This is a genomic window from Frankia sp. R43, assembly GCF_001306465.1.
Taxonomy (GTDB): domain Bacteria; phylum Actinomycetota; class Actinomycetes; order Frankiales; family Frankiaceae; genus Parafrankia; species Parafrankia irregularis.
Window position 1 is genome coordinate 1 of sequence record NZ_LFCW01000019.1, and the last position, 23,354, is coordinate 23,354.

23 protein-coding genes and 1 pseudogene are annotated in these 23,354 nt (G+C 72.1%); 18 read left to right on the top strand and 6 right to left on the bottom strand.

Annotated features, from left to right (window positions below):
* The 18 genes and pseudogenes from ACG83_RS43635 to ACG83_RS40960 all read left to right on the top strand — a co-directional run.
* The coding region (locus ACG83_RS43635) for a C40 family peptidase (protein WP_161934864.1) at positions 1-336 on the top strand (336 nt) is incomplete at its 5' end.
* 158 nt (positions 337-494) lie between these two features.
* Positions 495-1,739: a site-specific integrase gene (locus ACG83_RS40875; protein WP_054571614.1), complete on the top strand. Its 1,245-nt coding sequence runs from the start codon at positions 495-497 to the stop codon at positions 1,737-1,739.
* Positions 1,736-4,246 carry a site-specific integrase gene (locus ACG83_RS40880; protein ID WP_200931263.1) on the top strand — a complete coding sequence of 837 codons (2,511 nt, stop codon included), beginning with the start codon at positions 1,736-1,738 and terminating at the stop codon, positions 4,244-4,246. The genes ACG83_RS40875 and ACG83_RS40880 overlap by 4 nt, the downstream gene beginning before the upstream one ends.
* Positions 4,247-4,325: 79 nt before the next feature.
* Positions 4,326-4,628, top strand: a pseudogene (locus tag ACG83_RS40885) (C40 family peptidase); the annotation flags it as partial.
* An 819-nt stretch (positions 4,629-5,447) separates the two neighbouring features.
* Positions 5,448-5,729: a hypothetical protein gene (locus ACG83_RS40890; RefSeq protein ID WP_054571616.1), complete on the top strand. Its 282-nt coding sequence runs from the start codon at positions 5,448-5,450 to the stop codon at positions 5,727-5,729.
* 13 nt (positions 5,730-5,742) lie between these two features.
* Positions 5,743-6,243 carry a hypothetical protein gene (locus tag ACG83_RS40895; RefSeq protein ID WP_054571617.1) on the top strand — a complete coding sequence of 167 codons (501 nt, stop codon included), beginning with the start codon at positions 5,743-5,745 and terminating at the stop codon, positions 6,241-6,243.
* 114 nt (positions 6,244-6,357) lie between these two features.
* Positions 6,358-6,735, top strand: a complete 378-nt coding sequence (locus ACG83_RS40900) for a hypothetical protein (protein ID WP_152991671.1) — start codon at positions 6,358-6,360, stop codon at positions 6,733-6,735.
* Between the two features lie 98 nt (positions 6,736-6,833).
* Positions 6,834-7,988, top strand: coding sequence for an AAA family ATPase (locus ACG83_RS40905; protein WP_054571619.1), 1,155 nt, complete (start codon positions 6,834-6,836; stop codon positions 7,986-7,988).
* A gap of 92 nt (positions 7,989-8,080) precedes the next feature.
* Complete coding sequence (locus tag ACG83_RS40910) at positions 8,081-9,793, top strand: VWA containing CoxE family protein (protein ID WP_054571620.1); 1,713 nt, start codon at positions 8,081-8,083, stop codon at positions 9,791-9,793.
* Positions 9,794-9,880: 87 nt separating this feature from the next.
* Entirely contained in the window at positions 9,881-10,678 is a 798-nt protein-coding gene (locus ACG83_RS40915; RefSeq protein ID WP_054571621.1) for a hypothetical protein, read from the top strand.
* A 92-nt stretch (positions 10,679-10,770) separates the two neighbouring features.
* Positions 10,771-11,397, top strand: coding sequence for a hypothetical protein (locus ACG83_RS40920; RefSeq protein ID WP_054571622.1), 627 nt, complete (start codon positions 10,771-10,773; stop codon positions 11,395-11,397).
* Between the two features lie 203 nt (positions 11,398-11,600).
* On the top strand, positions 11,601-12,359 hold the full coding sequence (locus tag ACG83_RS40925) for a hypothetical protein (RefSeq protein WP_054571623.1): 759 nt from the start codon (positions 11,601-11,603) through the stop codon (positions 12,357-12,359).
* Between the two features lie 179 nt (positions 12,360-12,538).
* Entirely contained in the window at positions 12,539-12,937 is a 399-nt protein-coding gene (locus tag ACG83_RS40930) for a hypothetical protein (protein WP_200931477.1), read from the top strand.
* A gap of 319 nt (positions 12,938-13,256) precedes the next feature.
* A complete protein-coding gene (locus ACG83_RS40935) occupies positions 13,257-13,763 on the top strand; it encodes a hypothetical protein (protein ID WP_054571625.1) in 507 nt (168 codons plus the stop codon).
* A 281-nt stretch (positions 13,764-14,044) separates the two neighbouring features.
* Positions 14,045-14,344, top strand: a complete 300-nt coding sequence (locus ACG83_RS40945) for a hypothetical protein (protein WP_054571627.1) — start codon at positions 14,045-14,047, stop codon at positions 14,342-14,344.
* A gap of 288 nt (positions 14,345-14,632) precedes the next feature.
* Complete coding sequence (locus ACG83_RS40950; protein ID WP_054571628.1) at positions 14,633-14,995, top strand: hypothetical protein; 363 nt, start codon at positions 14,633-14,635, stop codon at positions 14,993-14,995.
* 91 nt (positions 14,996-15,086) lie between these two features.
* Positions 15,087-15,923 (top strand): DNA-processing protein DprA, encoded by an 837-nt coding sequence (locus ACG83_RS40955; RefSeq protein WP_054571629.1) that lies wholly within the window; start codon positions 15,087-15,089, stop codon positions 15,921-15,923.
* Positions 15,924-16,001: 78 nt separating this feature from the next.
* Positions 16,002-16,853: a DNA-processing protein DprA gene (locus ACG83_RS40960; RefSeq protein ID WP_054571630.1), complete on the top strand. Its 852-nt coding sequence runs from the start codon at positions 16,002-16,004 to the stop codon at positions 16,851-16,853.
* Between the two features lie 89 nt (positions 16,854-16,942).
* On the opposite strand, the gene ACG83_RS40965 is transcribed toward ACG83_RS40960, so the two are convergent.
* From ACG83_RS40965 to ACG83_RS40990, 6 genes are all read right to left on the bottom strand, one after another.
* The gene (locus ACG83_RS40965) at positions 16,943-17,929 is read right to left on the bottom strand and encodes a DUF3560 domain-containing protein (protein ID WP_054571631.1); all 987 of its coding nucleotides are present in this window, start codon (positions 17,927-17,929) and stop codon (positions 16,943-16,945) included.
* A 330-nt stretch (positions 17,930-18,259) separates the two neighbouring features.
* Entirely contained in the window at positions 18,260-19,114 is an 855-nt protein-coding gene (locus ACG83_RS40970) for a DNA-processing protein DprA (RefSeq protein ID WP_054571632.1), read from the bottom strand.
* Between the two features lie 239 nt (positions 19,115-19,353).
* The gene (locus tag ACG83_RS40975; RefSeq protein WP_054571633.1) at positions 19,354-20,205 is read right to left on the bottom strand and encodes a DNA-processing protein DprA; all 852 of its coding nucleotides are present in this window, start codon (positions 20,203-20,205) and stop codon (positions 19,354-19,356) included.
* A 99-nt stretch (positions 20,206-20,304) separates the two neighbouring features.
* Complete coding sequence (locus ACG83_RS40980) at positions 20,305-21,135, bottom strand: DNA-processing protein DprA (protein WP_054571639.1); 831 nt, start codon at positions 21,133-21,135, stop codon at positions 20,305-20,307.
* A gap of 48 nt (positions 21,136-21,183) precedes the next feature.
* Positions 21,184-21,609, bottom strand: coding sequence for a hypothetical protein (locus ACG83_RS40985; RefSeq protein ID WP_054571634.1), 426 nt, complete (start codon positions 21,607-21,609; stop codon positions 21,184-21,186).
* Between the two features lie 76 nt (positions 21,610-21,685).
* The gene (locus ACG83_RS40990) at positions 21,686-23,101 is read right to left on the bottom strand and encodes a hypothetical protein (protein ID WP_054571635.1); all 1,416 of its coding nucleotides are present in this window, start codon (positions 23,099-23,101) and stop codon (positions 21,686-21,688) included.
* Positions 23,102-23,354 lie beyond the last annotated feature (253 nt).

The window sequence follows — 23,354 nt, forward strand, 5'->3', positions numbered from 1 at the left end:
GGCCCCCAGTTGACTGAACTACCAGATGGCCGGGTCAAGGTCACCGGCGGTTTTGACTGCTCGGGTCTGACTCGTGCTGCCTATGCGGCAGCCGGGGTCAACTTGCCCCGAACCGCCCAGCAACAGTACGAAGCGGGACCGCTGGTTCCCGCAAGCTCGGTCCTGCAGCCGGGGGACCTGCTGTTCTTCGGGACCGGGCCTGGTGATGTCACGCACGTCGGGATTGCAATCTCGTCAACTCAAATGATTAATGCTCCTCATCGGGGTGCCGTCGTCCGCATCGACTCGATCTGGCGCAATCTTGTAGGGGTAACACGGCCTGCGGATCGGGGATGAAGGTGACCACGGTGTGGCTGGATAGGAATAGTGATTTTCGCTGTGTGTCCGTCCACCGTCGTAACCGAAGGGCATGGCGACAATCAGACCACTGGATCGCGTGGAGGTTCCGGCGTGGTGAGCGCCCGTTCTCTGCGTCTGTCCGCTGGAGTAGGGCGATGATCGATACTGAGAATGAGTCGCGAGACTTGGCCGCGCTGGTAGTGCCTTGTGTCGGATGCCTGCGAGACACGGGCGAGCTGTTCGAGCCGTACCGTCTGCTGGACGGAACTGGGCGTGTTGTGGAGCCGGTCACGGTCTATTTGAAGGATCTGCAGGCAGCAGGCCGGTCGGCGGCAACGCAACGCTCCTATGGGCTGGACCTTCTTCGCTGGTTCCGTTTCCTGTGGGCGGTTGATGTGTCCTGGGATGCGGCGGGCAGAGTCGAAGCGCGTGACTTCTCCAGCTGGCTGAGAACTATCGACAAGCCGGCGCGGAGCCAGCGAACGAGGAAAGTATCGGGGGCGGGGCGCCCGAACCCAGTCACGGGAAGGCCGGCCCCGGGGGTGAAGTATGCGGCCCGTACAGTCGCGCATAGCGAAACCGTCCTGCGCGCCTTCTATGATTGCCACCGGCGCTGGGGTAGTGGGCCTGTCATAAATCCGTTTCCGCTGGTCCGGCAGCGGGAGGACCAGGGACGGCCCCATGCACACCATAATCCGCTGGAGCCGTTTCGCAACACGAGGGTCGGCTTGTATCGTCCGGGCATCCCGAAGCGGGTACCTCGCGCGATCCCGGACGAGCGCTTCAACGAGTTGTTCGCGGCGTTGCTGAGCCACCGCGACCGTGCACTGGTTGCGTTTTACGTGTCAACCGGTGCTCGCGCGTCCGAGCTGTTGGGGGCTACCCAGGTTGATGCTGACCCAGGCCAGCAATTGATCAGCGTTGTGAGGAAAGGTTCCCGGACAATCCAGCGGCTGCCGGCGTCTCCGGATGCCTTCGTATGGCTTCGTCTGTATCAGCAGGAGGTTCATGATCTGGCGCCGTCCGGACCGGACTGCCCCCTCTGGTGGACATTGCGGCGGCCGGCTCGCCCCTTGACTTATCATGCCGCCAGGGCGGCCCTCAACCGGGCGCAGGCCATGTTGGGGAGTAACTGGACCTTGCATGATTTTCGTCATACGGCCGCCTACCGTATGGCACGGGATCCCCAGGTGGCATTGACCGACGTGCAATGGGTCCTCGGGCACGCCAGCCTGACGACGACGCAGATCTACACGACACCGTTCGAAGACGAGGTCCTCGCCGGAATGCGCGCTCACCATGCCCGCCAGGCCGCGGGCCTTGTCGCGCCACCGCCTCCGCCGGCCGTGGGATACCGGCCTGACAGCCTGCAGGTCCTTTTCCCCGGGAGAACGCCGTGACCGAGGTCTTGGATCGGCCGGATCCATCCATCGGGTCACATTCCATTGTCAGGAAACCCGGGACGATGCGCGGCACCGCTGGCGCTGCCGCGCGTCTGCGGATACAGTTCCCGCCGCGGGCAGTTCCGGGGTCGTGGCCGGAAACCTTCCTTGGCAGTCGTGACATCGTTGAGCTCCTTGTTCCCCCGCCCTACGGGTCTGACAAGCAGGCCGTGCAATGGAAACGACGCAGCGGCATCACCGGCGTCCTGCGGTGGCTGCAGGGCCATTCAGGCGCTACCTGGCAGCAGCGATGGCTCGCCACAGGAGTGCAGGAGATCGACGGGAAGCACTGGCGGGAAATAGCCGTGCAATGGCTGCGGGGAGTCGGCGACGACACCAACGAGCCCTGTCTCTCGACTGGCCTGCTCGCCTTGATCTGCGGGGATGTGATCCGGCCCGGGGTGCGGTGGATGATGACCCGTCATTCCCCGCGTTTCCAAGCGGCCATGGAACGTTCCCGTGACCCCGACGGTTTCGCCCGGCTGCGGGCCTGCGCGCGGGAGAACCCTGCCGCGGCGCCGCTGATGGTCCGTCTCGCTCTCTACCGCACCGCCACGATCATGGCTTGCAAAGGCGGACTCATCGCCGATATCGTCCCCGGCGATTGCGTGGAGTTGCTGGACGTCCAAAGCTCGGTGCAGGCCAAAGGTGGAACCTGCAAGACCTATTTTTACCAGCTCCTGCACGACGCCGGGATCTTCTCTCCCGATGCGCCACCCACGATACGGGCCTTCCGCGGCGCAACCGGACAGCTCACCGTCGAGGCGCTCGTGGATCGGTTCGCTCTACGCTGCCGGCCGGTGCGGAATCTCCTCGTCGAGTATCTGCGTTACCGGCAGCCAGCAGTGGACTACGTCAGCTTGAAGGAACTCGCGGAAAAGCTCGCGGGCCTGTTCTGGGGAGACCTGGAGCGCCACCATCCCGGAATCTACTCCCTCCACCTTCCCGACGAGGTCGCCACGGCTTGGAAGCAACGCATCCAAGTGAGAACTACGAAGGCGGCCGACACTGACGGGGGTTTCGTCGACGTGGAGACCCCGCGGGCGAACGCCAAGAGCTGCATGTTCGCAGTCCGTGCCTTCTATCTTGACATTGCGCAGTGGGCGTTGGAAGACCCAGCCCGTTGGGGCCCTTGGGCCGCGCCCTGCCCCGTCACGCCTGCCGACGTCAATCGGTGGAAAGAGCGGATGCGCCGCAAGGCGCGGATGGACCAGCGCACCCGCGAGCGCCTGCCGCACCTGCCCGCCCTTGTCCGCATTGTCGAGAAGCGTCGCCATGACACCGCGGAGCGTCTCGCCGTCGCTCGCCGCACCGACCCCGGTGAGACCTTCACCATCGCGGACCGCACATTTCTACGGCCACTCATGCCGACCGCTGGCGGCACGAAGGTCTGGGCCGACGACCAGAACAGCGGCGTTCGCCACGACCTGACCTTTGAAGAACACGAAGCGTTCTGGGCATGGGCAACGGTGGAAATCCTGCGACACACCGGAATCCGGGCAGAGGAACTCCTCGAACTCACCCACCACAGCTTCATCCAATACCAGCTTCCCGCCACCGGCGAGCTGGTTCCCCTCCTACAGATAGCGCCGTCAAAAACTGACACCGAACGCCTTCTGCTGATCAGCCCGGAACTCGCCGACGTCCTCAGCGCCGTGGTCTGCCGCGTCCGCGACGCCACTGGAACCGTGCCTCTCGTCCCCTCCTACGACATCCACGAATGCGTCTGGCTTCCGCCGATGCCTCTGCTGTTCCAACGACGCTGGGGCGCCGAAAACCGAGCGATACCACGCCGGTCCATCGAGAAGGCGCTCAGCAACGCCCTCGCACACTCCGGACTGACTGGACCGGACCAAAAGCCCCTCGACTTCACCCCGCACGACTTCCGCCGCATCTTCGTCACCGACGCTGTCATGAGCGGACTCCCACCCCACATCGCCCAGGCCATCTGCGGGCACCGCGACATCAACACCACGATGGGCTACAAGGCGACCTACCCCGAGGAAACGATCGAAGCGCACCGCGCATGGATCTCCCGACGCCGTTCCGTGCGCCCCAGCGAAGAATACCGGACACCGACGGAACAAGAATGGGAAGACTTCTTCGGCCACTTTCAACGGCGCAAAGTATCCCTCGGCACCTGCGGGCGCGCCTACAACACTCCGTGCATCCATGAACATGCCTGCATTCGATGCCCGATGCTGCGGCCTGACCCGGCCCAGCGGCCACGACTCGTCGAGGTTCATGACAACCTGCAAGCACGCATCAGCGAAGCCGAACAGCAAGGATGGCTCGGCGAAATCGAGGGCCTCACCATCAGCCTCGCCGCCGCCGAAGCAAAACTCACCGATCTCGACCGCCTCACCAACCGGCAGACCACCGTCCACCTCGGCATGCCCAGTGTCCATCACCTCGTCGCACGCACCATCACCACCAATGCGCCCGAGAACCGGTCACCCGAGTAGGGCCATCCTCTCACACCCGTCCAGCCAACGACTCAACCGAGACAAATATGATCTGTCCGACTTGCGCAAGTTCAGAGAACCCGACCAGGGCGAGAAAGGATTCGACTGCAGCGGTCTCACGCGGGCCGCGTACGCCGCCGCCGGGATCACCATTCCCCGGGTCGCGCAGGACCAGTTCGACGCCGGACCGCGCCTATCTCCAGGAACACCCCTGGAAATCGGAGACCTCGTGTTCTACGGAACATCCGAATTTGACATCACCCACGTCGGAATTTACATTGGCAGCGGGAACATGATTAACGCGCCCCGGCGCGGGGCGCCGGTACGGACCGAAACGTATGTCCGGTCCAGCTACCTCGGTGCCACCCGACCCGCCGCCTGACCACGCACACCCCGCCCTTTCCGCGGATTCTCGCCGAGGCCCTGGGCGGGCCGCGGCGAGCATCCCGAGCCGGCGGCTCGGGGACGCGGGGCCCGGCCGGCACCCCCCGCCCTCCGTTACGGGCTCCGTTTCTTCGTCCGTTTCTGGTTCCGTTTCGTCGTCCGCTCAAGGTCGGAGGGGGACCCCGCCGGCAAAAACGCAGGTCAGCGGCCTGTAATCCCCTCCGATGGTGGGCCAGGCTACGCCGCCCGGAGGCTGGAAAACACGTGCGGCGGCCCGGCGCCCACCCCTACGGGGCGGACCCCGGACCACCACCCGGTTTTCCGCCTCCGGGCGGCTATCGGCCCCCTGGGCCCGGCGTCCCGCCGGCCCCAGGGCCCCGCCCCGCCGCCTCGCGTGAGGCCGCGCACGCGCGCGGGCGGAGGCGGCGGAGCGCCGCCGGTCGCGTCCGCGTGCACATCCCCACCACCCCCTTCCGTCGTGCGTCGATTCCGTTATCGCCATTCTATCTCGACCCGCGCGTGTTCGCGCCCCCGTTTTCATGACTCATTTCGCCCATTACCTATCCGCACACACGCGGATAGCTCGCCGTTTCCATTCAGGCAAGCGGTTTTCCATGACTCTTTTCGAAAAACATTCCTAAAGAGTCATGGAAAACCCCTTCCCATTCACGAATGGACGAGGTTAATGTTGTCCCACACCGAAAACGCACCGCCCGAACGGGAAACACGAAACACGAATCCCGCCCGGGAAACCGGTACCGCGACACGCGACCGGACGCGCATCGGACCCGCCCACACGGAAAGGAGGTGACCCGTCATGCCCGCACCACGTATCGCGGTGTTCCCGCACCCGGAAGGGTTCTACTACGCCCACCTGGTCGACCGGAACCTTCGGATCAACACCGTCGCCCCGACGCCGTACCCCGTCGACGCCCTGGATGTCGAGCAGGTCGCGTCCCGGCTACGGAAGGTGCGCGGCAACGAGGACGCCGTCGTCCGGCCCTTCCGCACCACCCGGAAGTGGATCACCTACGCCGAGCACGAGGGACACCTCGAGGCGATCACCGAAGCGTTCGGCCCCACCCACACCCCCCGCTAAAGGAGACACGACCATGCGACGTACCGCCCCCCGCGCGACGCCACAGACCGACCCGGACGCCACCCCGGCGGGTGCCCTGACCATCGCCGGAGTCACCGTCCGCATCACGCAGGCCCCGTCCCACCCCATCATGGTGTCGATCGACACCGGAACCCCCGGCCAGGACGACCCGACGGATCTCGCGGTCCTCCTCGGCGAAACGCGGATCTTCGAGCACTGGCGGGCGGACGCCGCAACGATCACCCCGGAGGGGGTCACGACCGGTGCGCTGACCGTCGGCGGGGTCAAGGTCGCCATCGAATGGGACCCGGTCCACGCCGCCACGGTGGTGATCGACAGCGGGAGCGACGCGCTCGACCTCTACGTCCGCGGGGAAATGATCTTCGAGGGTCTGCAGTGGGACTTCGACCTCCTCGCGTCACCGCCGGTGGTCAGCTACGGCACCACCCCCACGCCCAAGGCCGACGGCGAGCGCGGGATCCGTCAGATCCTGCGCCGGTTCCGCCACCGGTAGCCCCCGGCCGGGGTGGCGTGTGGACACCGTCGCACGCCACCCATCCTGCCCCGCCGACACGCGGGAAACCCGGCACGCCCCCTGCGACCGATCCACCACTCGGACGGAGTCCCCATGCGACCCATGCACACCGCACGCCGGGCCCTCACCAAGGTCACCTCCCGGCCCCGCACCGAGACCGACTCCCTCGACGCGGTCGACAGGTTCGACGAGGTGACGGTGCCCGAGCCCATCGGGGGCCGCGTGACACGGTCGTCCTACCGGCCCGGCACCCACTCGCAGCGGTGGACACCGGGGATACCGGGAGCACCGGTCACCGTCAGCCTCGTCAACGACCACCTCGGGACCTGGCTCTACCTCGACGTCGCGGGAGGCCTCTCTGCGAGTGACCCGTGGCACCCGGCGAACTTCGACATCGTCGTGGGCACCGAGATCTTCCGCCCGGCCCCCCGACGCCGGCACCCGCTCCGACGCCTCCTGCGCCGCCGGTAGCACAGCACCCCCAGGCCTCCGGGGTGGCGTGCGCCCCTCACGCCACCCCGGGAGCCAACCCCGCCCCCCGCCTTTCCTTCGCCTGCCTGGAGATCAGGATGACCAGCCCTGCCCCGCCCCCCGCCCCCGAGACGTCCCGGCTGTCCCCGTATGCCCTGCATCGCCTCGTCGCCGAGTACCTCCTTGACAACCCGGGTTCCCACAGCCCGACGGCGGTCGCGAAGGCGCTCGGTGGGCGGAGTTCCGGTGCGGTCGGCAACGCCTTGGACCGGCTCACCGAGGCGGGGCAGGCTGCCCTGACCAGCCCGGCGCCACGCCGGTACGCCGCCACGGACACCACCAGCGACGCCCTTTCGATCAAGGCCGGGACCCTCCCGCCGAAGGCCCCTCCCGCCCCGGCCCCAGCACCGGCTCCAGTGGCGCCGAAGCCCCCGGTGGTACCGGCGACGACGCCGGACGGGGGGATCATCCGCCCCTCCGGGCAGGTCTACAGGCCGAGGAAACTGGCCGATCTGCCCGACGTGGAGGTGTTGCGCAAGCTCCGGGCGGCGGAGGTACCGGTCCTGCTCTACGGACCGCCCGGCACCGGCAAAACGAGCGTGATCGAGGCGGCTTTCGGGGACGACCTGATCACCATTGCGGGTGACGGGGACACCCAGACCTCCGACCTGATCGGCGAGTACACCCAGACCCCGACGGGCCGGTACGAGTTCGTCTACGGGCCGCTCATCTGCGCCATGCAGGAGGGGCGAGTGTTGCTCGTCGACGACGCCACCCTGATCAGCCCGGCGGTCCTCGCGGTCATGTACCCGGCGATGGATGGCCGGAAGCGGATCGTGGTCAAGGCGCACAAGGGCGAGACGATCGAAGCCGCCCCTGGCTTTTACGTGATCGCCGGCCACAACCCCGGGGTCCATGGCGCGATCCTCACCGAGGCCCTGTCGAGCAGGTTCTCGGTGCAGGTCGAGGTGTCCACCGACTTCGACCTCGCCACCAAACTCAGGATCGACAGACGGGCGGTCACCGTCGCCCGGAACCTGCACCGGCGCCGCGAGTCCGGTGACATCGGCTGGTCACCCCAGCTGCGCGAGTTGATCGCCTTCCAGAAGATCGCGGATGTGTTGGGTGTCCCGGCGGCGGCGGCGAACCTGATCGGGATCGCCCCGACCGAGGACCGGCCCACCGTCGCGGAGACGGTCGAGAAGGCGTTCGGGGAGAAGCTCACGCCCCTCGCCCTCGGCAAGCAGATCTAGCACCCGCCCCTCGCCCTTCCTCACCCGTCCCCCGACATGCGCGGCGGGTGGGCGCCAGCCTGCCCACCCGCCGCCCGGCCGAGGAGTCCCGGATGCCCGCCGAGCACATCCACACCGACCCGACCATCCCCGCGCCCACCCCCGAAGGCGAGTGGCTGCGGATCTCCGCCGCGATGACCGCTGAGATCGCCGCCATCTCCGGATGTAAGGACCTGGTCGTCACCTGCGCCCCCGGTGCGGGCCGAGGTGCCCCCGGCGTGCACATCCCGTCCCTCGCCGCGATCGAGATCGACGCCGCCATCCTCCCGGAGGGCACGGACCCCGCCACCGTGACCGGTACCGCCTGGGGTGCGTGGGATTACCCCGCCCTGTGGGGAGTGCTCACCCACGAGGGTGCCCACGCCGCCCACACCCACTGGGACTCTCCGACCACCATGAGCAGCCGCGCGGGACGGGCCGCGATGCTCCTCGAGGAGGCGAGGATCGAGGCCGCGCAGACCGGCCGACGTCCCACCGACCGCCGGTGGCTGCGTGCCAGCGCCACGACTCTCATCCTCCCGGCGTTCCTGCCCGACCCCGACCCCGACGGCGAGGCGGAGGGGGGAGCGCTCCCACCCGTACCGGCACCGCCCGGAAGCGCCCCGGTCCCACCCGCGCCCACCCCGGCGCCACCGGTCCCGATGACCCGTGCCGCCGCCGCCCGCGCCGCAGCTCTCCTCCTCGCCCGCGCCGACGCCGGGATCCTCGGCCCCACCGAGACCGCACCTGTCGAGACGGTGTGCGAGGCGATCCTCGGCGCGGGTGACCTCGCAGCGCTGCGTCGCATCTGGCAGGCCGCCACCGCCACCGCCGACGGCGACACCGCCACGATGCTGCGTCTCGGCGAGCAGTGGGCCGACCTCGTCGGCGACGACGAGGAAGAGACCGACCGCGTGTTCGCCGGCACCGGCACCGGGACCGGTCCGGCCCTCGACGGCGTGACTCCCCTCGGGGAAGCGATTGCCGAGGCGCTCGACGCGATCACCGCCGACCCGCACGGGCACTCCCTCGACGGGGAGACCCTCACCGCCGGCACCCGCCCGCCGACCCGCGTCGAACGCACCGCAGCGGGCACCCTGGCCCGCGCCCTGCGTCGCGCCGCCGTCCCCGAACGCGTCCCGGTCACCGTCACCTCTCCCACCCCACCGGGGCGGCTGCGGATGCGCGGCGCGCTCGCCGCCGACGCCCAACGCGCCGCCGGTGCCCTCCCGACCGCGAGGCCGTTCACCCGCACCCGCCACAAGAAGATCCCGAACCCTCCGCTACGGCTGGGGATCGCGGTCGATGTCTCCGGGTCCATGCGCACGTTCGCGAAACCGGCCGCGTCCACCGCGTGGATCACCGCGACGGCCGCCGCCGCCGTCCCTGGCACCCACACCCAGACGGTGATCTTCGGGCGGTATGTCCGGGCCCTGAGCCATCCCGGGGCCGCCCCGCAGAAAGTCACCGTGTTCGAGGCGAATGACGGCACGGAGGTCTTCACCCAGGCGGTCGACCTGCTCACCGCCAGCCTCGGCCTCGACCGCCCCGGCGGTGGGATCCGGCTGCTCGTCGTCCTCTCCGACGGGAAGTTCCTCACCACCGAGAAGGAGCAGGGCGAGGTCAGGCTGCGCCGGCTCGCCAGCAGCGGCTGCCACCTGCTGTGGATCACCCCCGACGAGACGAACAGTCCGATCCCACCCGCGCCCGGGATCACCCTCGACACCCCCGCGACCACCGCCGCCGCGATCGCCCACGCGGCGCTGCGCGCCCTGCGCCCGTCCTGACCCGCGTCCGGGCGCGACCCCCCACCCCCCCGGGGGCCGCGCCCGGCCCCACACCACCCCCCGCGTGTCTCTTCCCAGGAGGTCTCCATGGACCTGATCAGCGGTTTCGTGCGTATCCGTCCCCACGCCCGGCCCGGCGACCCCGCCCCGGCGGCCGACCATGTCGTGCCGTTCCTCCGCGGTGGCTGCCCGACGGTCTTCCCCGGCTGGCCGGCCTCCGACGGCGTCTACGACGGCCCCCACCGTGCCACCGTCTGCCCGGCCTGCCTCCCGCAGCGGCGCCTCACCGCGCACATCGACGACCCGTACCTCTACACCCACCCCCACACCCGCACCCACGCCCCCCACGAGCCGCTGATCTTCCTGCTCGGCTCCACCCCCACCCGCGGAGTGGACCTCGACCTGGCCACCGTCCTGGACGAGGCCGGTTTCACCCGCGCCGGCTGGCTGCCCCTGCCCGGCCTGGAGGACACCTTCGTCTGGGACCACCCCGTCGACCACACCCGCGTGATCCTGCACACCGCCGGCCTGGAGTTCCACCTGCACCACCAGCACACCGGCCAGCGGTTCCACACCCACCTCGGACCGCGCTTCGGCCCCATGCGGCTACGTGAGGTGCTCGCGGAAGGCGGCTACCAGCCCGGCGAGGACCCCGACAGCACCCCGCCCACCAGCACCGGGCCCGACGCCGCGTTGCCGTCCGGTGGACGGCTTCTGACTCCCACGGAAGCCATCCATCTGATCACGACCGGCGATCACGCCGGTGCAGACCACGGATCGCCCTCTCTCGACGCGGCACTCATCGACGCGCTGTACGCCGGACGCCTCAGCGCCGCGTGGATGCCCAACGGCGCTCTCACCTTCACTCACGGCCCCGTCGGCTGACAGCCACCCCCGGCCCGGGGCCGGCCGGCGTCCTCCGCGCCCCGGGCCACCCATCGGCCCCCGCCCGCCCCGCCCCGATCAGGAGGCCCGCGATGAGCCTGTACCGCCTCCGTGTCACGGTCTGCCCCCACCCCGGCGGCCCCGACCGGTCCGACCGCCCCGCGTTCAGCGTGCCGTTCCTGACCGGCGGATGCCCCCTCAACGAGCCCCGCTGGTCCCGACTCGACGGGGTCTACGGCCCGCACGAGGGCACCGTCTGCCCCGACTGCCTGCCCCGCTGGAGCCGCCACGCCGACATCAGCGCCCCCTACCCGAACCACCTCCCGCCTCCGAGCCCGCTGGTGGTACTCCAAGATCCCGTTCCCGCCCCGAACCTCGACGGCGTCGACCCCGACCTGGCCACCCGCCTCACCGAGGCCGGATTCACCCGCGCCGGCCGGCTCCCTCTCCCGGGCCTGCCACGGACCTCGTGTGGGACCACCCCGGCGACCACACCCGCGTCCTCGCGCACGCGTTCGGGCTGGCGTTCCACCTACGCCGCCCTGGCAGCGGCCGACGGTTCCACACCCACCCCGAACGCCCGCTGCGCCCCGGCCGGCTCCACAGCCTGCTCGCCGAGGGCGGTTACCTCCCCCACCCCGAAGGCCCGCCGCTCGTTCCCCGCCCCGCACCACCGCCGCAGGACCGGCCCCTCACCCCCGAGGAAACAGCCCACCTGATCGACCACGGAGCCCACCCCGACGCCATACGGGGATCCCTGCTCCTGGACGCGGCCTTCTACCAGGCGCTGCGCGATGGGGGATCACCGCCCGTCACAGCCCCGACGGCGGCCTCCTCCTCGCGCTCCACAGCCACCTCTGACCAACCCGTCCCCGCCCGGCGCCACCCCTCCACCACGACCCACGCCTTTCAGGGAGCACCGATGAACCAGCCCCCCGCACACCCCCGCACCGACGACGCGACACCCACCACCGCGCACACCTCGGCGGCCCCGCAGTCCCCGGACGGCCGGGACCAGCTCGGTCCCGTCGAGGCCATCGCCCTGCACACCGGTGACCTCTACCGCGACACCGACCCCGAACGGCGAGCCCGTGACCACGCCCGGCACGGGACGGATCTGTGGATCGTCCTGGACCCCCTCGACCTCACCGCCCTCGACCGCGACGAGGAACCCCTCCTGCACGTCCGCGCGGCCGGCGGCCCCCACCGCGCCTCATGGCAGTTCTTCGGCCCCGAGGACACGGTGGACCGCGTCGGCGTCCTCCAACACGAGTCCTCCGGGCGCGTCGGGCGCGGTTACGAACTGACCTGGGTCTACCGGATGCCCCAGCACACGGTCCGGGTCCGGGTCTTCCGGGTCCACGACCGCTACGAGGACCACCAGCACACCTCGTCCGCCACCGCGCAGATCCTCACTCCCACCGGCTGGGCCGAGCTTCTGACCCATCCGGCGGACCACTGGCCACCCGGGGGCGGTTATGTCCTCGACGAGGCCTCCCTCCTCCCGCTGGCCGGACGGCTGATCGCTGACACCCATCGTGTCCTCACCCCCCTCACACCGCCGGCGCCCCGCGACCCGGTGGGCGACGTGGGCCCGGTGTCCGCGTCCGGCGGTGATCGCGCCGAGCGCCGCCCCGCACGCGCCGCCCGTGTCCTGCGCCGGATCCCGCGAGCGCGCTGACCCCCGCAGGTAAAGGGCGTGCGGCGCCTTCCCCGACCGCGCTCGTCCGCGCCCGTCGACCGGCCGCCGGTCACCCCCCGAGGGAGCCCGCTGCTCCCGGCCCGGCCGGGCAGTGGGCACCGGCCGGGCCCCGCCAGCCCCACCGACATCCGTTCCTCGCCCTTCCCAGGAGGCAGACCGTGAGACCGCGACGCAGGCCGCACAGGCACCCCGCCACCCGCACGGCCCACCCGGCCCCGGCCACGTCGGATACCCCGACGTCGCGTGAACGCGCACGCGAGGTGTTCCTCGACGCCCGGGACGCGCTACGCGCCGTCCTGGAAGACGACATCGAGGCCGGGACCCGCGCCACCTGCCCCGCCGCGACACACCTCGACGTCGAGACCTACCACGACGAACTCGACGAACCCCGCGGACGCCTTCTCCGCGTCCACATGGACACCGGGCCCGCGGACGACCACCTCGGCACCCTCGGCGAGGCCCTCGCCGACCTGCTCGACGAGTGGGCGACCGTCGCCAACGCCGACAGCGAGATCGTGTTCCGTCCTCTCGACGGCCCCCGACCTCCGTCCTCCTGACAACACCAGACCCGCACCGGCCCGCGAGAATCCACCGGCCATCTTTCCCACACCACATCCCCTCGTGCGCGCACCCTTCCTCGCCTCCCACCCCGCATCACCTTCCCGGCGGCAACCACCCGCCCGCCGTTCCCGAGCCCGCCGGAACACGGAAAACCCGCCGCCTCACAGCCGGAACATCCAGGGTTCCCCTTTGCGGTCGCGCCACACCCCGAGTTTCCCGTTCCCAGCCGGCGCGACGGCGGAAGACCCCGACACATTCCCCCTCCCTTTCCCTTTTCCCACCTGGGATCACCGTCCCGTTGTGGAGGAGATATCCATGCACACACCCCGCGCGGAAAACCCGGAGACCGAGACCCTCGTTCTCGGCGGGGTCGCGCTGACCATCGACCGGTCCACGGCCCGCCCGCCCGCGCACGAGCGGGGCTTCGAGGTCCTCGCGGACCTCACCACCGCCGACGGCCGCGACGCCGGCACCCTTTTCCGGATCCACCCCGGACGCATACCGGTGCGCCTCGGCGCGGACCTTCGACCGCACCGGCTATCACCCACCGACCGGGAGCAGGTCCACACCCTGTTCCCGCTGCCCCGGTTCCGCGTCGAGGTGGAAAGCCTCGGCGCCTACCGGATCCGGGACCACGGCACACCCACCCGGGACCAGGCCTGGACGGACTGCTCCCTCTACACCGGCGACCCGCCGACGGCCTGGGCAGCGGCCTGGGCCGACTGCGCCCGCCTCAACACCGGCGACCTCGCCGCCGACCCGGACTGGTACCAGCCCAACACCGGCACACCCACGGGGCGCCCCACGGGGGACGAGCACTAGGCACGGCCCTCGCCGCGGCCGGGATCTGGTTCCTGCGACGCCGTCCGGCCCGCCCGCCACACACCCCGCACCCCGACCACCCCGGACCCACAGGCCGGCTGTGGTCCGGCCTCCGGTTCCGGCTTCGACGCACGGGTGACGCCGGCCGTGACACCGGGGGTGCGGGCCGCCGCCGCCCGCGCCCCCGGCCACACCGGCCCTCACCGGATCCGTGCGGCCGGCCTGCCCCGGCACCGGCGGCACAAGCCCCCCACCGGCTCCCACCTCACGGAGGAATCCCCATGTACGCACCCGATCTGCTGGCCGAAGTGCGCGGCGACGAAGGCCTGGCCGCCGCCGTGGTCGACTACGCCGATGTACGGCAGAGCCTGCTGGACCTGGTAAGCACCCGCGCGATCCCCGCGCTGAACAGCTCCCTGCAGGGCATCCACGACGACGGCGACAGCCACGTGGACTCCGACGAGCTGGAAACCCTCCTCGGCGAGGTGACCGATCTCCTCCGCCGACGCGAACAGCTCCTCGACCGTCTCCGCGCCGCCGACATCACCATCGCCGACGTCCGGGAGACCGTAGGCGGATAACGGCCACCTGGCACCGGGCGCCTCCACCAGCGGCGACACATATCTTTCTCTCACACCTTCACGCGCGCGAAGGAAAAGCCGCTGCGGGCAAGGACATAGAACCCTTGAACGCGAACTTTCCCCATTCCCGAAAGTGCGACGCGGAATTGTTTACCGCACCGGGATAGCGAGCTACGATGCCGTCACGCCACGATCCCCCCGGTTCAATCCGATGCGCGTGGCGCGCATCCACCAATGATTCCCGGCGTACGCCGGGCCGGAAAACCCCACCGTGGAACGGAGTTCCCCGTGCATATTTCCGAGGTCACCGACCGTGTCCTGACCCAGCTCCGCGACGCCGGTGACTATCCGACCAATCCGAACCTGAACGCGGCGTCCGTCGTTGTGTTCTTCCCGGGCGGATGCCCGGACACTGCCCCCGAGGGCTGGCCGGACGAGGTCGACTTCGACACCCCCCACGCGACCACGATCTGCCCCGACTGCCTCGAGTCGTGGCGTGACGATCACCTCGTGTCCGCACCGGTCGCCGTGCCGCCCGGCACGCCGCTGACCCTGCATTTCCCGTGGGTCGCGGCCCAGCCGGCACCCACCACACCCGATGACGGATCCCCCGCCGACACCGACCCGGTGCCGGCCGGCACGTCCGCCTGACCGCCCCTACTCCGCCCGGGGCGTCCGGTGGCACACCGCGCGCCCCGGGCACCCGCCCTGCCCGATCCGCATCGTCATGAAAGGCGCTGGAATGCCTGTCCCGCCCGGGGAGCGCCGCGCCCGCGCCGCGCTGACCCTGTTCCCCCTCGACAAGGCCCGTGACGCCGCTGTGCACACCGGCGGCGCCGAGGCCGTATGGGCGTCCCTGTCCGCCGGGTCGGACCTCGACCCCGACGGGCTGATCGCCACCCACACCGCCCGGGGATGGCGGCTGCTGTGCCCTGGGGACGACGAATGGCCGCCGACCCTCACCCCGGCGCAGGGTATGCCGATCGGCCTGTGGGCGCGCGGTGACGGCCACCTCGCCGACCTCATGGCCCGTTCCGTCGCGGTCGCCGGCACCCGCAGGCCGAGCCCGCACCGAGCCCACCTCACCGGCCAGCTCGCGCAGGGGCTCGTCACGGCCACCCCCACGGTCACCGTGATCGCGACCGTGGGGGTGGGTGTCGGGGTGCAGGCCCTGACCGCCGCCGTGACCCACGGGCCGACCGTGGCCGTCCTGACGGCGACGTCGCTTTCCCGCCATCCCGAGCTGTTGGAGATGGTCACGGTCCACGGCGTCCAGCTGAGCGACGCCCCGCCGTTGGGGCCCTCCGTGCGCGACGCACCGAGCCGTCGCACTGCTCTGCGCATGGCGCTCCTCGCGGCGCTGTCGTCGGCGTTGCTGGTCGTCGAGACGGAAACGTCAGGCCCGCTGATGGAAACCGCGCGGGCTGCCCGCCGTCGGGGCCGCACGGTGCTGGCGGTGCCCCCCGAGGCCCACGCCGAGCCCAGCCGCCACGGCGGCTGTCACCAGCTCCTCCGCGGCGCCGTCGCGGTCCCGGTCATGACGGTCGCCGATATCACCGGTCATCTGCCCGCGGTCTGACGCGGCCGCGTCCGCCTGACCGTGCCCCACCCCGTGGACCCGGCCCGCCGGTTCCGCATCCTCGCGAAAGGTCCCTGCATGCCTGTCCCGCCCGGGGAGCGCCGCGCCCGCGCCGCGCTGACCCTGCTTCCCCCCGACCCCGACCGCACCTCCGCCGTCCACACCGGCGGCGCCGAGGCCGTATGGGCGTCCCTGCACGCCGACGTGGACCTCGACCCCGACGGGCTGCTCGCCACCCACACCGCCCAGGGATGGCGGCTGATCTGCCCCGGGGACGACGAATGGCCGACCACCCTGACCCCGACGGACCGGACACCCATCGGCCTGTGGGCGCACGGTGACGGCCACCTCGGCGACCTGACAGCCCGGTCGGTCATGGTCACCGGCACCCGGAGCCCCAGCCCCCACGGCGTGGACCACGCCGAGCGTCTCGCCGAAGGACTCGTCACCGCCGCACCGCCGGTCACCGTGACCGGTGTCGTGTCGATGGGGATCGGGCTGCGCGCGTTGACCAGCGCCGCGCCCCACGGCCCCACCATCGCCCTGCTCGCCTCGCCGACACCGGCGGCCCTCACCCGCTACCGCGGCCTGTTCACCACGGTCGCCACCCGAGGTGTCGTCCTCGCCACCGCCCCGCCACTCGCCGAGGCGGACCCCGACGCCGGGGGCTACTACCGCCGATGCGAGGCCCGGACGGCCCTGCTGGCGACATTGACCCCGGCGTTGTTCGTCATCGAGTCCGAGACGGCCGGGCAGGCGATGACGCTGGCCCGGACCGCCCACGACCGCGGCCGGCTCGTCATGGCCCTCCCGCCCGCCCGACGGCTGACCGTCCACGGCCACGGGGGATGCCGCCAACTCCTGCACGGCGGCCTCGCCGTTCCCGCCGTCACCGTGGACGACATCACCGCCCGGCTCCCCACCGGATAGCCCCGGGGCCCTGCCCGACCCCCGCACCAGACGCTGATGGCCCGCCACCCCCGAACGCGGGGGGTGGCGGGCCATCGCGCGTCACGGTGTCAGCGCCGGGGCCGGTGCTCGAGGACCTTGTCATAGGTCAGCCGCCAGGTCTCCCTTTCCAGGTCCCAGTGGGGGATGGTCAGGGAGCGGGTGTTGACGCGTAGGACCCGGTGCCAGCCGCCGAACACCGCCTTCACCTCATCCCCGCGGTGGAAGTCCTCCGGCCGCCACACCTTCACCCCGGCCGCCTCCTGCTCGGCGACATACCGGGTCCAGTAGTCGATCCGCGCGGCCCGCTGGGTCAGGTCCGCCTCAACCCGCGCCTTCCAGACGGGGTGCGGTGCCGGCCCGCCGTCGGTGGCCCGGCCCTCGGCGGCCCGCAGGGCGCGGGTGTCCGCGCGCTGTTCGGCTTCCAGGGTGCGCAGGCGGCGCAGCGCGGCGGGGACGTCGAGGCGGCTGTGCGCGTGGCGGGTCGCGGCGGCGGCCTTGTCGGCGTGGTAGCCGGCGGTCGCGGTGGCCTGCGCGGCGGCGTCGTCGTGCCGGTCGGCGCGGGCCAGATCACGGCGGTGGCCCGGCTCGGAGTAGTGACCGGAGAGAACACGCTGGCCCAGTGGGATCGCACCGCGCAGGGCGTCGGCGGCGTCCCGGCGGGCGTCCGCGCGGCCCGTCGCACGGGCGGCGGCGTCGCTGTGGTGGGCGGCGCGGTCCTGCGCCCGCTCGATCAGGGCCGTCTCGAGCGCGGCGATGTCGGTGAGCGGGCTGTCGTCGATGCTGATCGTGACCGGGTAGCCGGCGGTACGTAGCGCGTCGGCGAGTTCGTCGATGCGGAAGGTGTCCGCGGCCCGGCCCCGGCTGTGACGCCGGTACCAGGAGCCGTCCTCCCCGATGTGGTGGGACCAGCGGACCCGATGCCGGGTGAAGATCGGCGCGAGGATCTGGCGGTCGGCCCGTGAGGTGCCCTCGATCAGAGTGCCGGTGTCGCGGCTGTGGCGGATCGTGAGCGCCACACGGCGGGCGCTCTCCGCGGAAGGCGGTGTCGTTTCCATGTTCGGCCTCCGGATCGTTGCCTGGCGTGTGCCAGGGACGCGCACGCGCGCGGACGGTCCGCGCGCAGGGCCCGTGCGCGCCGCACGTTGGGGGCCGCCGGGAACGCGGTGGCCCCCACGCGGATGGGACTTGCGGGTGGGGCATGTCGGTGAGGGTCGAGGCGGGGTGGGCGAGGCCGTCGCGGCGCAGGTCCTGGGCACTGGTGACGTTCCCGGGGAGGGCGACGACGGGGCGGCCGAGAGTGTCGGCGGCCCGCGCGACAGCGCCGCCGGCTGCGCCGGGGGCGGATGCGCGCTGACAGCGGGGCCGGCGGAAGGCCGGCCCTGTGGTCAGGTGCGGTCGAGGTGGGTGCGGATGTCGTCGGGGCCGGTCACCATCCGCGCGGTGCCTTCGGCCAGGAGGCGGTGCGGGCCTTCGGAGAGCGCGGCGGTGATCGGGCCGGGTACCGCCATCACCCGGCGGCGGTACCGCCACGCGGTACAGGCGGTCTCCCACGCCCCTCCGTGCGGAGGGGACTCGACCAGGACCGTGCCTCGGGTCAGGACCGCGAGAGTCCGCGCGCGGGCGAGGGCGTGCACGCCGTGCCGTGCGGTGCCCGGCGCGGTCACGCAGACCACCAGCCCACCCCGGGTGGTGATCTCCTCGAACAGGTCCTCGTTCTCCCCGGTGAGTTCGCTGGTGGTGGCGAGAACGGCGATCGCGGTACCGGTCGCGGCGGCGGCGCGCAACGCGGCGGCATCGACCCCGTCGCCCGTCCCGGCGGCGGCGACGGTAACCGGCCGGTCCACCCAGCGGGGGGCCAGTGCGGCGGCGAGGTCGGCGGCGACCTGGGTCCCGTAGCCGGTGCTCGTCCGGCTGCCGGTGATCGTGACGGATCGGTCCGCGAGGACGGCGAGGTCCCCGAAGCCGTGGACCCACAGCCCGACTGGTCCCGGCCGCAGATCGCAGGTCAGGACAGCGGGCCACTGCGGATCACCGGGAAGGAGAAACCGCCAGCCGTCGTCGGCGCCGTCCTCGAGCAACCGCCGAGAGTCGACCTGCGGATAGATGGGCGCGAGATCCGCCCACAGATCGACGGGATGTCTCCAGCGCAGGTCCTCGGCCCACAGGTCGACGGGTACAGCGGTGAGCGCGGCGGCGGCGTCCCGGCGTGCGTCTGCGGACGGTGGGGTCTCGATCGTCACGGCGAGCTCCTTCGCGGTCGGGAAGGGGGGTGGGGTCGGCAGGCAGGCGGGCCGGCGAGGGGGCGTGGCCTCCGGGCGAGCGCCCCCACGACATCCGGGCTGGCCGGGCTGCCCCGCGAGGGCGGCCAGCGCTGGTGCGACGTGGGGCCCGCGGGCCGGGATCTCCCGTGCGCTGCGCGGTCTGGCCCGCCGAGGCGGGGTGAGCCGGCACGGTGGCCGGGCGCGTACACCGTGCGAGGTCAGGACTGGGGCAGGTGGGCGGTGATGTCGGCGGCCGTGGTGACGCAGCGGGCGGTGCCGTCGCGCAGGAGGACGTGCGGGCCGGCGCTCGCCGGTGCGGTGATCGGCCCGGGGACGGCGAGTACCGGCCGTCGGCGCCGGTAGCGGGCGGTGTAGGTGACGGACAGCGCGTCGTCGTCGCCGGGGCCGGCCTCGACGAGGACAACGGCGTGGGCGAGGGTCGCGAGCAGATCGATCCGAGCCGCGACATGGCCGGGCATGGGGTACGCGCCGGGTGCGGCGGCGCTGACGACCGCACCGGCGGAGGCGACCGCGGTGAGCAGGTCGTACCGGTGGAAAAGGTCGGTGTTGGTGTCGAGGACCGCGACCACACCCACCCCAGGCTGGTGGGTGGCGGCGGTGAGGGCCGCGACGTCGGCGCCGTCACCACCGCCGTGGGCGACGACCGTGACCGGGGTACCGGTGTTGAGCGGGGCGGTCAGGTCGGTGGCCAACGCGGCGGCGACGGCCCGTCCGTAGGCGCTGCCCGCACGGGCGCCGGTCAGGGTCACCGCCCGCGCCAGCAGCGCCGCGAGGTTCCCGCCGCCCAGGGCCCACAGACCCAGCGGCCTGCCGGTCACCTCGAGGGTCGCGGGCCAGCCGGGGTCACCGGGGATGATCAGCCGCCAGCCGTCGGCGGTGTCGGGTTCCAGCAGCCGTCCGGGGTCGACGCCGGGATACCGACCGGCGATCATCTCCCAGACCGCGACCGGTCCGTGGCGGTGGATCCGCCGGGTACGGGCACGGTCGGGTGGCAGGTAGGTCAACGCGGCGCGGGCACGACGCTCCGCGTCGAGCGCAGAGTCAGCCATGACGAAGCTCCCTCCGGTGAGGACAGGTCGGATCGGTGAAAGGTCTGGTGGCTTCGGCCGGGGGCGGGACGGCACACATCCCCGGCCTGCGGTGGGAAGTCAGGTCTGGTCGAGGACGGCGCGGACGTCGTCCGCGCCGGTGACCGGCCACGCGGCGTACTCGGCGAGCAGGGCGCGGGGTCCGGCGCCGAGCGCCGGGGTGGCCGGGCCGGCGATGACCAGGACGGGGCGGCCGAGCGTCTGGGCGGCCCGCGCGGTGTCGAACGCGGCACCGCGCGCCTCGGACTCGACGAGGACCGTCGCAGCGGACAGGGCCGCGAGAAGCCGGACCCGGGCGTGCGCGTGACCGACAGTCGGCAGCACACCGGGCGGGGCCAGGCACAGGACCATCCCGCCGTCGGCGACACGGTCGAGGTGAGCCTGATGGAGGCGGGTGAGCCCTCGGGTGGAGGACAGGACCGCGACGGCGCGGCGGTGCGCGGCGGCGACCCGCAGCGCGGTGACGTCGACACCGCTCCCAAGCCCGGTGCTGGCCACGGTGACCGGGTCGACGGTCGGGCTGGTCAGGTCCCCGACCAGGTCACCGGTGACACGCTCGGCGTGGGCGGAAGCGACGAGCCCCCCGACCACGGTCACGCAGCGGCGGGCCGCCACCGGCGGGCCGGTGCCGCCCCGCGCCCACAGCCCCACCGGCCCGACCAGCGCGTCGTCGAGGGCGGACGGCCATCCGGGATCCCCGGGGATCAGCAGCCGCCAGCCCTGCGCGGCGGCCTCGTCGAGCAGACGCGCCGGGTCGACGGCCGGGTGGTGCGGGGCGAGGCACGCCCAGACCCCGGCGAGATCGGTCCGGGTCGGGCTGTCGGCCAGGGGGATAGCCGAGGACAAGGCGGTCAGGGCGGCGCGCGCGAGCCGCTGATTCTCATCGGGCACGGCCAAGGCCTTTCGACGAGGGCCGGTGGGGAGAGCCCCGGTGGCGGGTCATCGGGGGCCGGGGACCCGCCACGGCGGCGGGCCGTCCGGGCCGGGGCGCAGGAGCCGGCCGAGCGCGTCGTGCAACGCCCGGGTCTCGGGACGTCGGGCGAGGTCCGGGAGCTCGAGAGCGGCGGCGGCGAGCAACGTCGTGAGCGCGCCCTGGACCGCGTCGACCTCAACCACCGCGTCGGCGGGCGGAATCCGGGGCACCCACCCCCCGGCGGCGGGCATGCCGTCCACGTCGGGGGGCGTGAGGAGCAGGACGGCCGGACGGTGAGGGTGGGCGAGGGTGCCGGTGAAACGGGTGCCGGCCGGGACGGTGAGCAGGCCGTGCACGATCGCATCGCGTGGCGCGCCCGGCCACACGGTGACGGTGAACGTGCCGTCCCGGTTCAGCCGAGAGCTGACCCGGTCGTCGGAGGGGCTGGTCATGGGATTTCCCTTCGCGGTGGGAAACGGGAGGACCCGGGGCGGCGGGCGGCGTCCCCGCCGCCCGCCGGGCAGGGGCTCAGGTACCGGCACCGGCGGACAGGGCAAGTCCGGCGGGGGTGATCTGAAACCGCTTCGGCCGGCCCGGGACGAGGCGAACCTCGCCGCGGCCCGTCATCGACTCGCAGGAGGCGTTGATCGCCCCCGACGAGCGGTCCGGGATCTCCCGGCTGAGCTCGGTCACGCTCATCGCGACGTCGGAGTTCGTCGCCAGCACCGCCCGGACCATCGCGGTGAGCGCCCCGGCCTGCAGCCGGGGCTGCCCGTCGGCGTTCGTCGTGCGCTTCGCGACCGCGACCGCGGCCGGGGGCTTCGGGGCGCGGCGACGGGCCGGCCGGGGCGGGGGTGCCACACCGGCCCGTACCGGGCAGTGCGCCGCCGGGCAGGACCACGCCGCACACCCCGCCCCGCCCGCCTGGGCACCCGGACCCGCCGGAACCGGAGCCGGAGCCGGGGTGGGGTCGGGGGTGGGCGCGCTGGGGGTCGGCCCGTCCCCGGGTGCGGTTGCGGTGCCCTCGCCGGATGTCGCCTCGACGAGCGGCGAGGGTGGCGTGGTGGGATCCGTGCCGGTCTCTGATCCGCGTGCGGCCTCCGTCGGCGTCACGGCGGCGAGATCCTCACCCGCGCCGGTTGGGGGGTTCTGAACCGGCGGGTGCACGCGGGGGATGTCGGGCGGTGTCTCGGTGTCCGTCTCGGCGCTGATGACCCCGTGGATGTCGGTGGGGGGCGTCGCGGGCGGTTCCTGCGAGGGAGGGTCGGCCTCGCCCTCGGCGGCGAGGCCCTCCTGCGTCGTCGCGGTCGCGGTGTCCGCAGCGCCCGCCGAGGTGGCCGGGCCGGTGTCCACTTCTTTCTCCGGGGGTTCCAGCGTCGGCGAAGCGGTCGGTGGCGAGGCCGGGTCCTCCGCCTTGTCGCCGGCCTGAACCGGGGCGGTGTCCTGCTCGGCTTCTGCCGGGTGCTCCACGGTCACCTCGGCGTCGGCGGCCTGGGCATGGCCGGTGGGAGCGGCGGACGGCGCGGATACGGCGTCCGATGGTGCGACGGTCTCCGGGCCGGGGGCGGTCTCCGGTTCCCGCGAGGTGTCCGGCGCGGCGCCGGTCTCGGTGATCAGCGGCCGGCCACCGTCGTCCTGGGTGTCTCCGTCGGTGGGCGTGTCGGTGTCGGCCGGTGGCACGGTGGGCTCGGCGACGTCGGGTGCGGGCGTGGCGTCCGGGGTGCGGATCAGGGCCCACTGCGTGGGCGTCCCCCGGGCCCCGGACCGTCGCGACGTCATGAGCTGGCCGGTGTCCACCATCCGGTCCAGCAGCGGCCGCAACTGGCCGACCATCATGCCGGCCGCGACCCGGATCTCCGCCAGGGTCGCCGGCCCCGGGTGATTCCGCAGGATTTCCAGGACACGCGCGATGTCCGCGTCGGCTGGTTCGTTCTCGTCGACCATTGTTCACAACCCCCATTTGTGGGTGCGGTTTGTGGGTGCGTGAACAGCTGTATCTCGATTCGATCGCGTTCAGCCAGCCATATCCGCCGGCCCTGGCCAGTGACATGGATCACTGCCTGGGGAATATGCGGAACCCGTTGCTGAACCAAATCTGATCAAGTTACGGTTCCTGGCGTTCCGGGATTTCCGCCACACCAGGCGTGTAGGCCACCCGGGCGCGTTTCCCCTCATCCCCCCGCGTGACGTGGGCGCC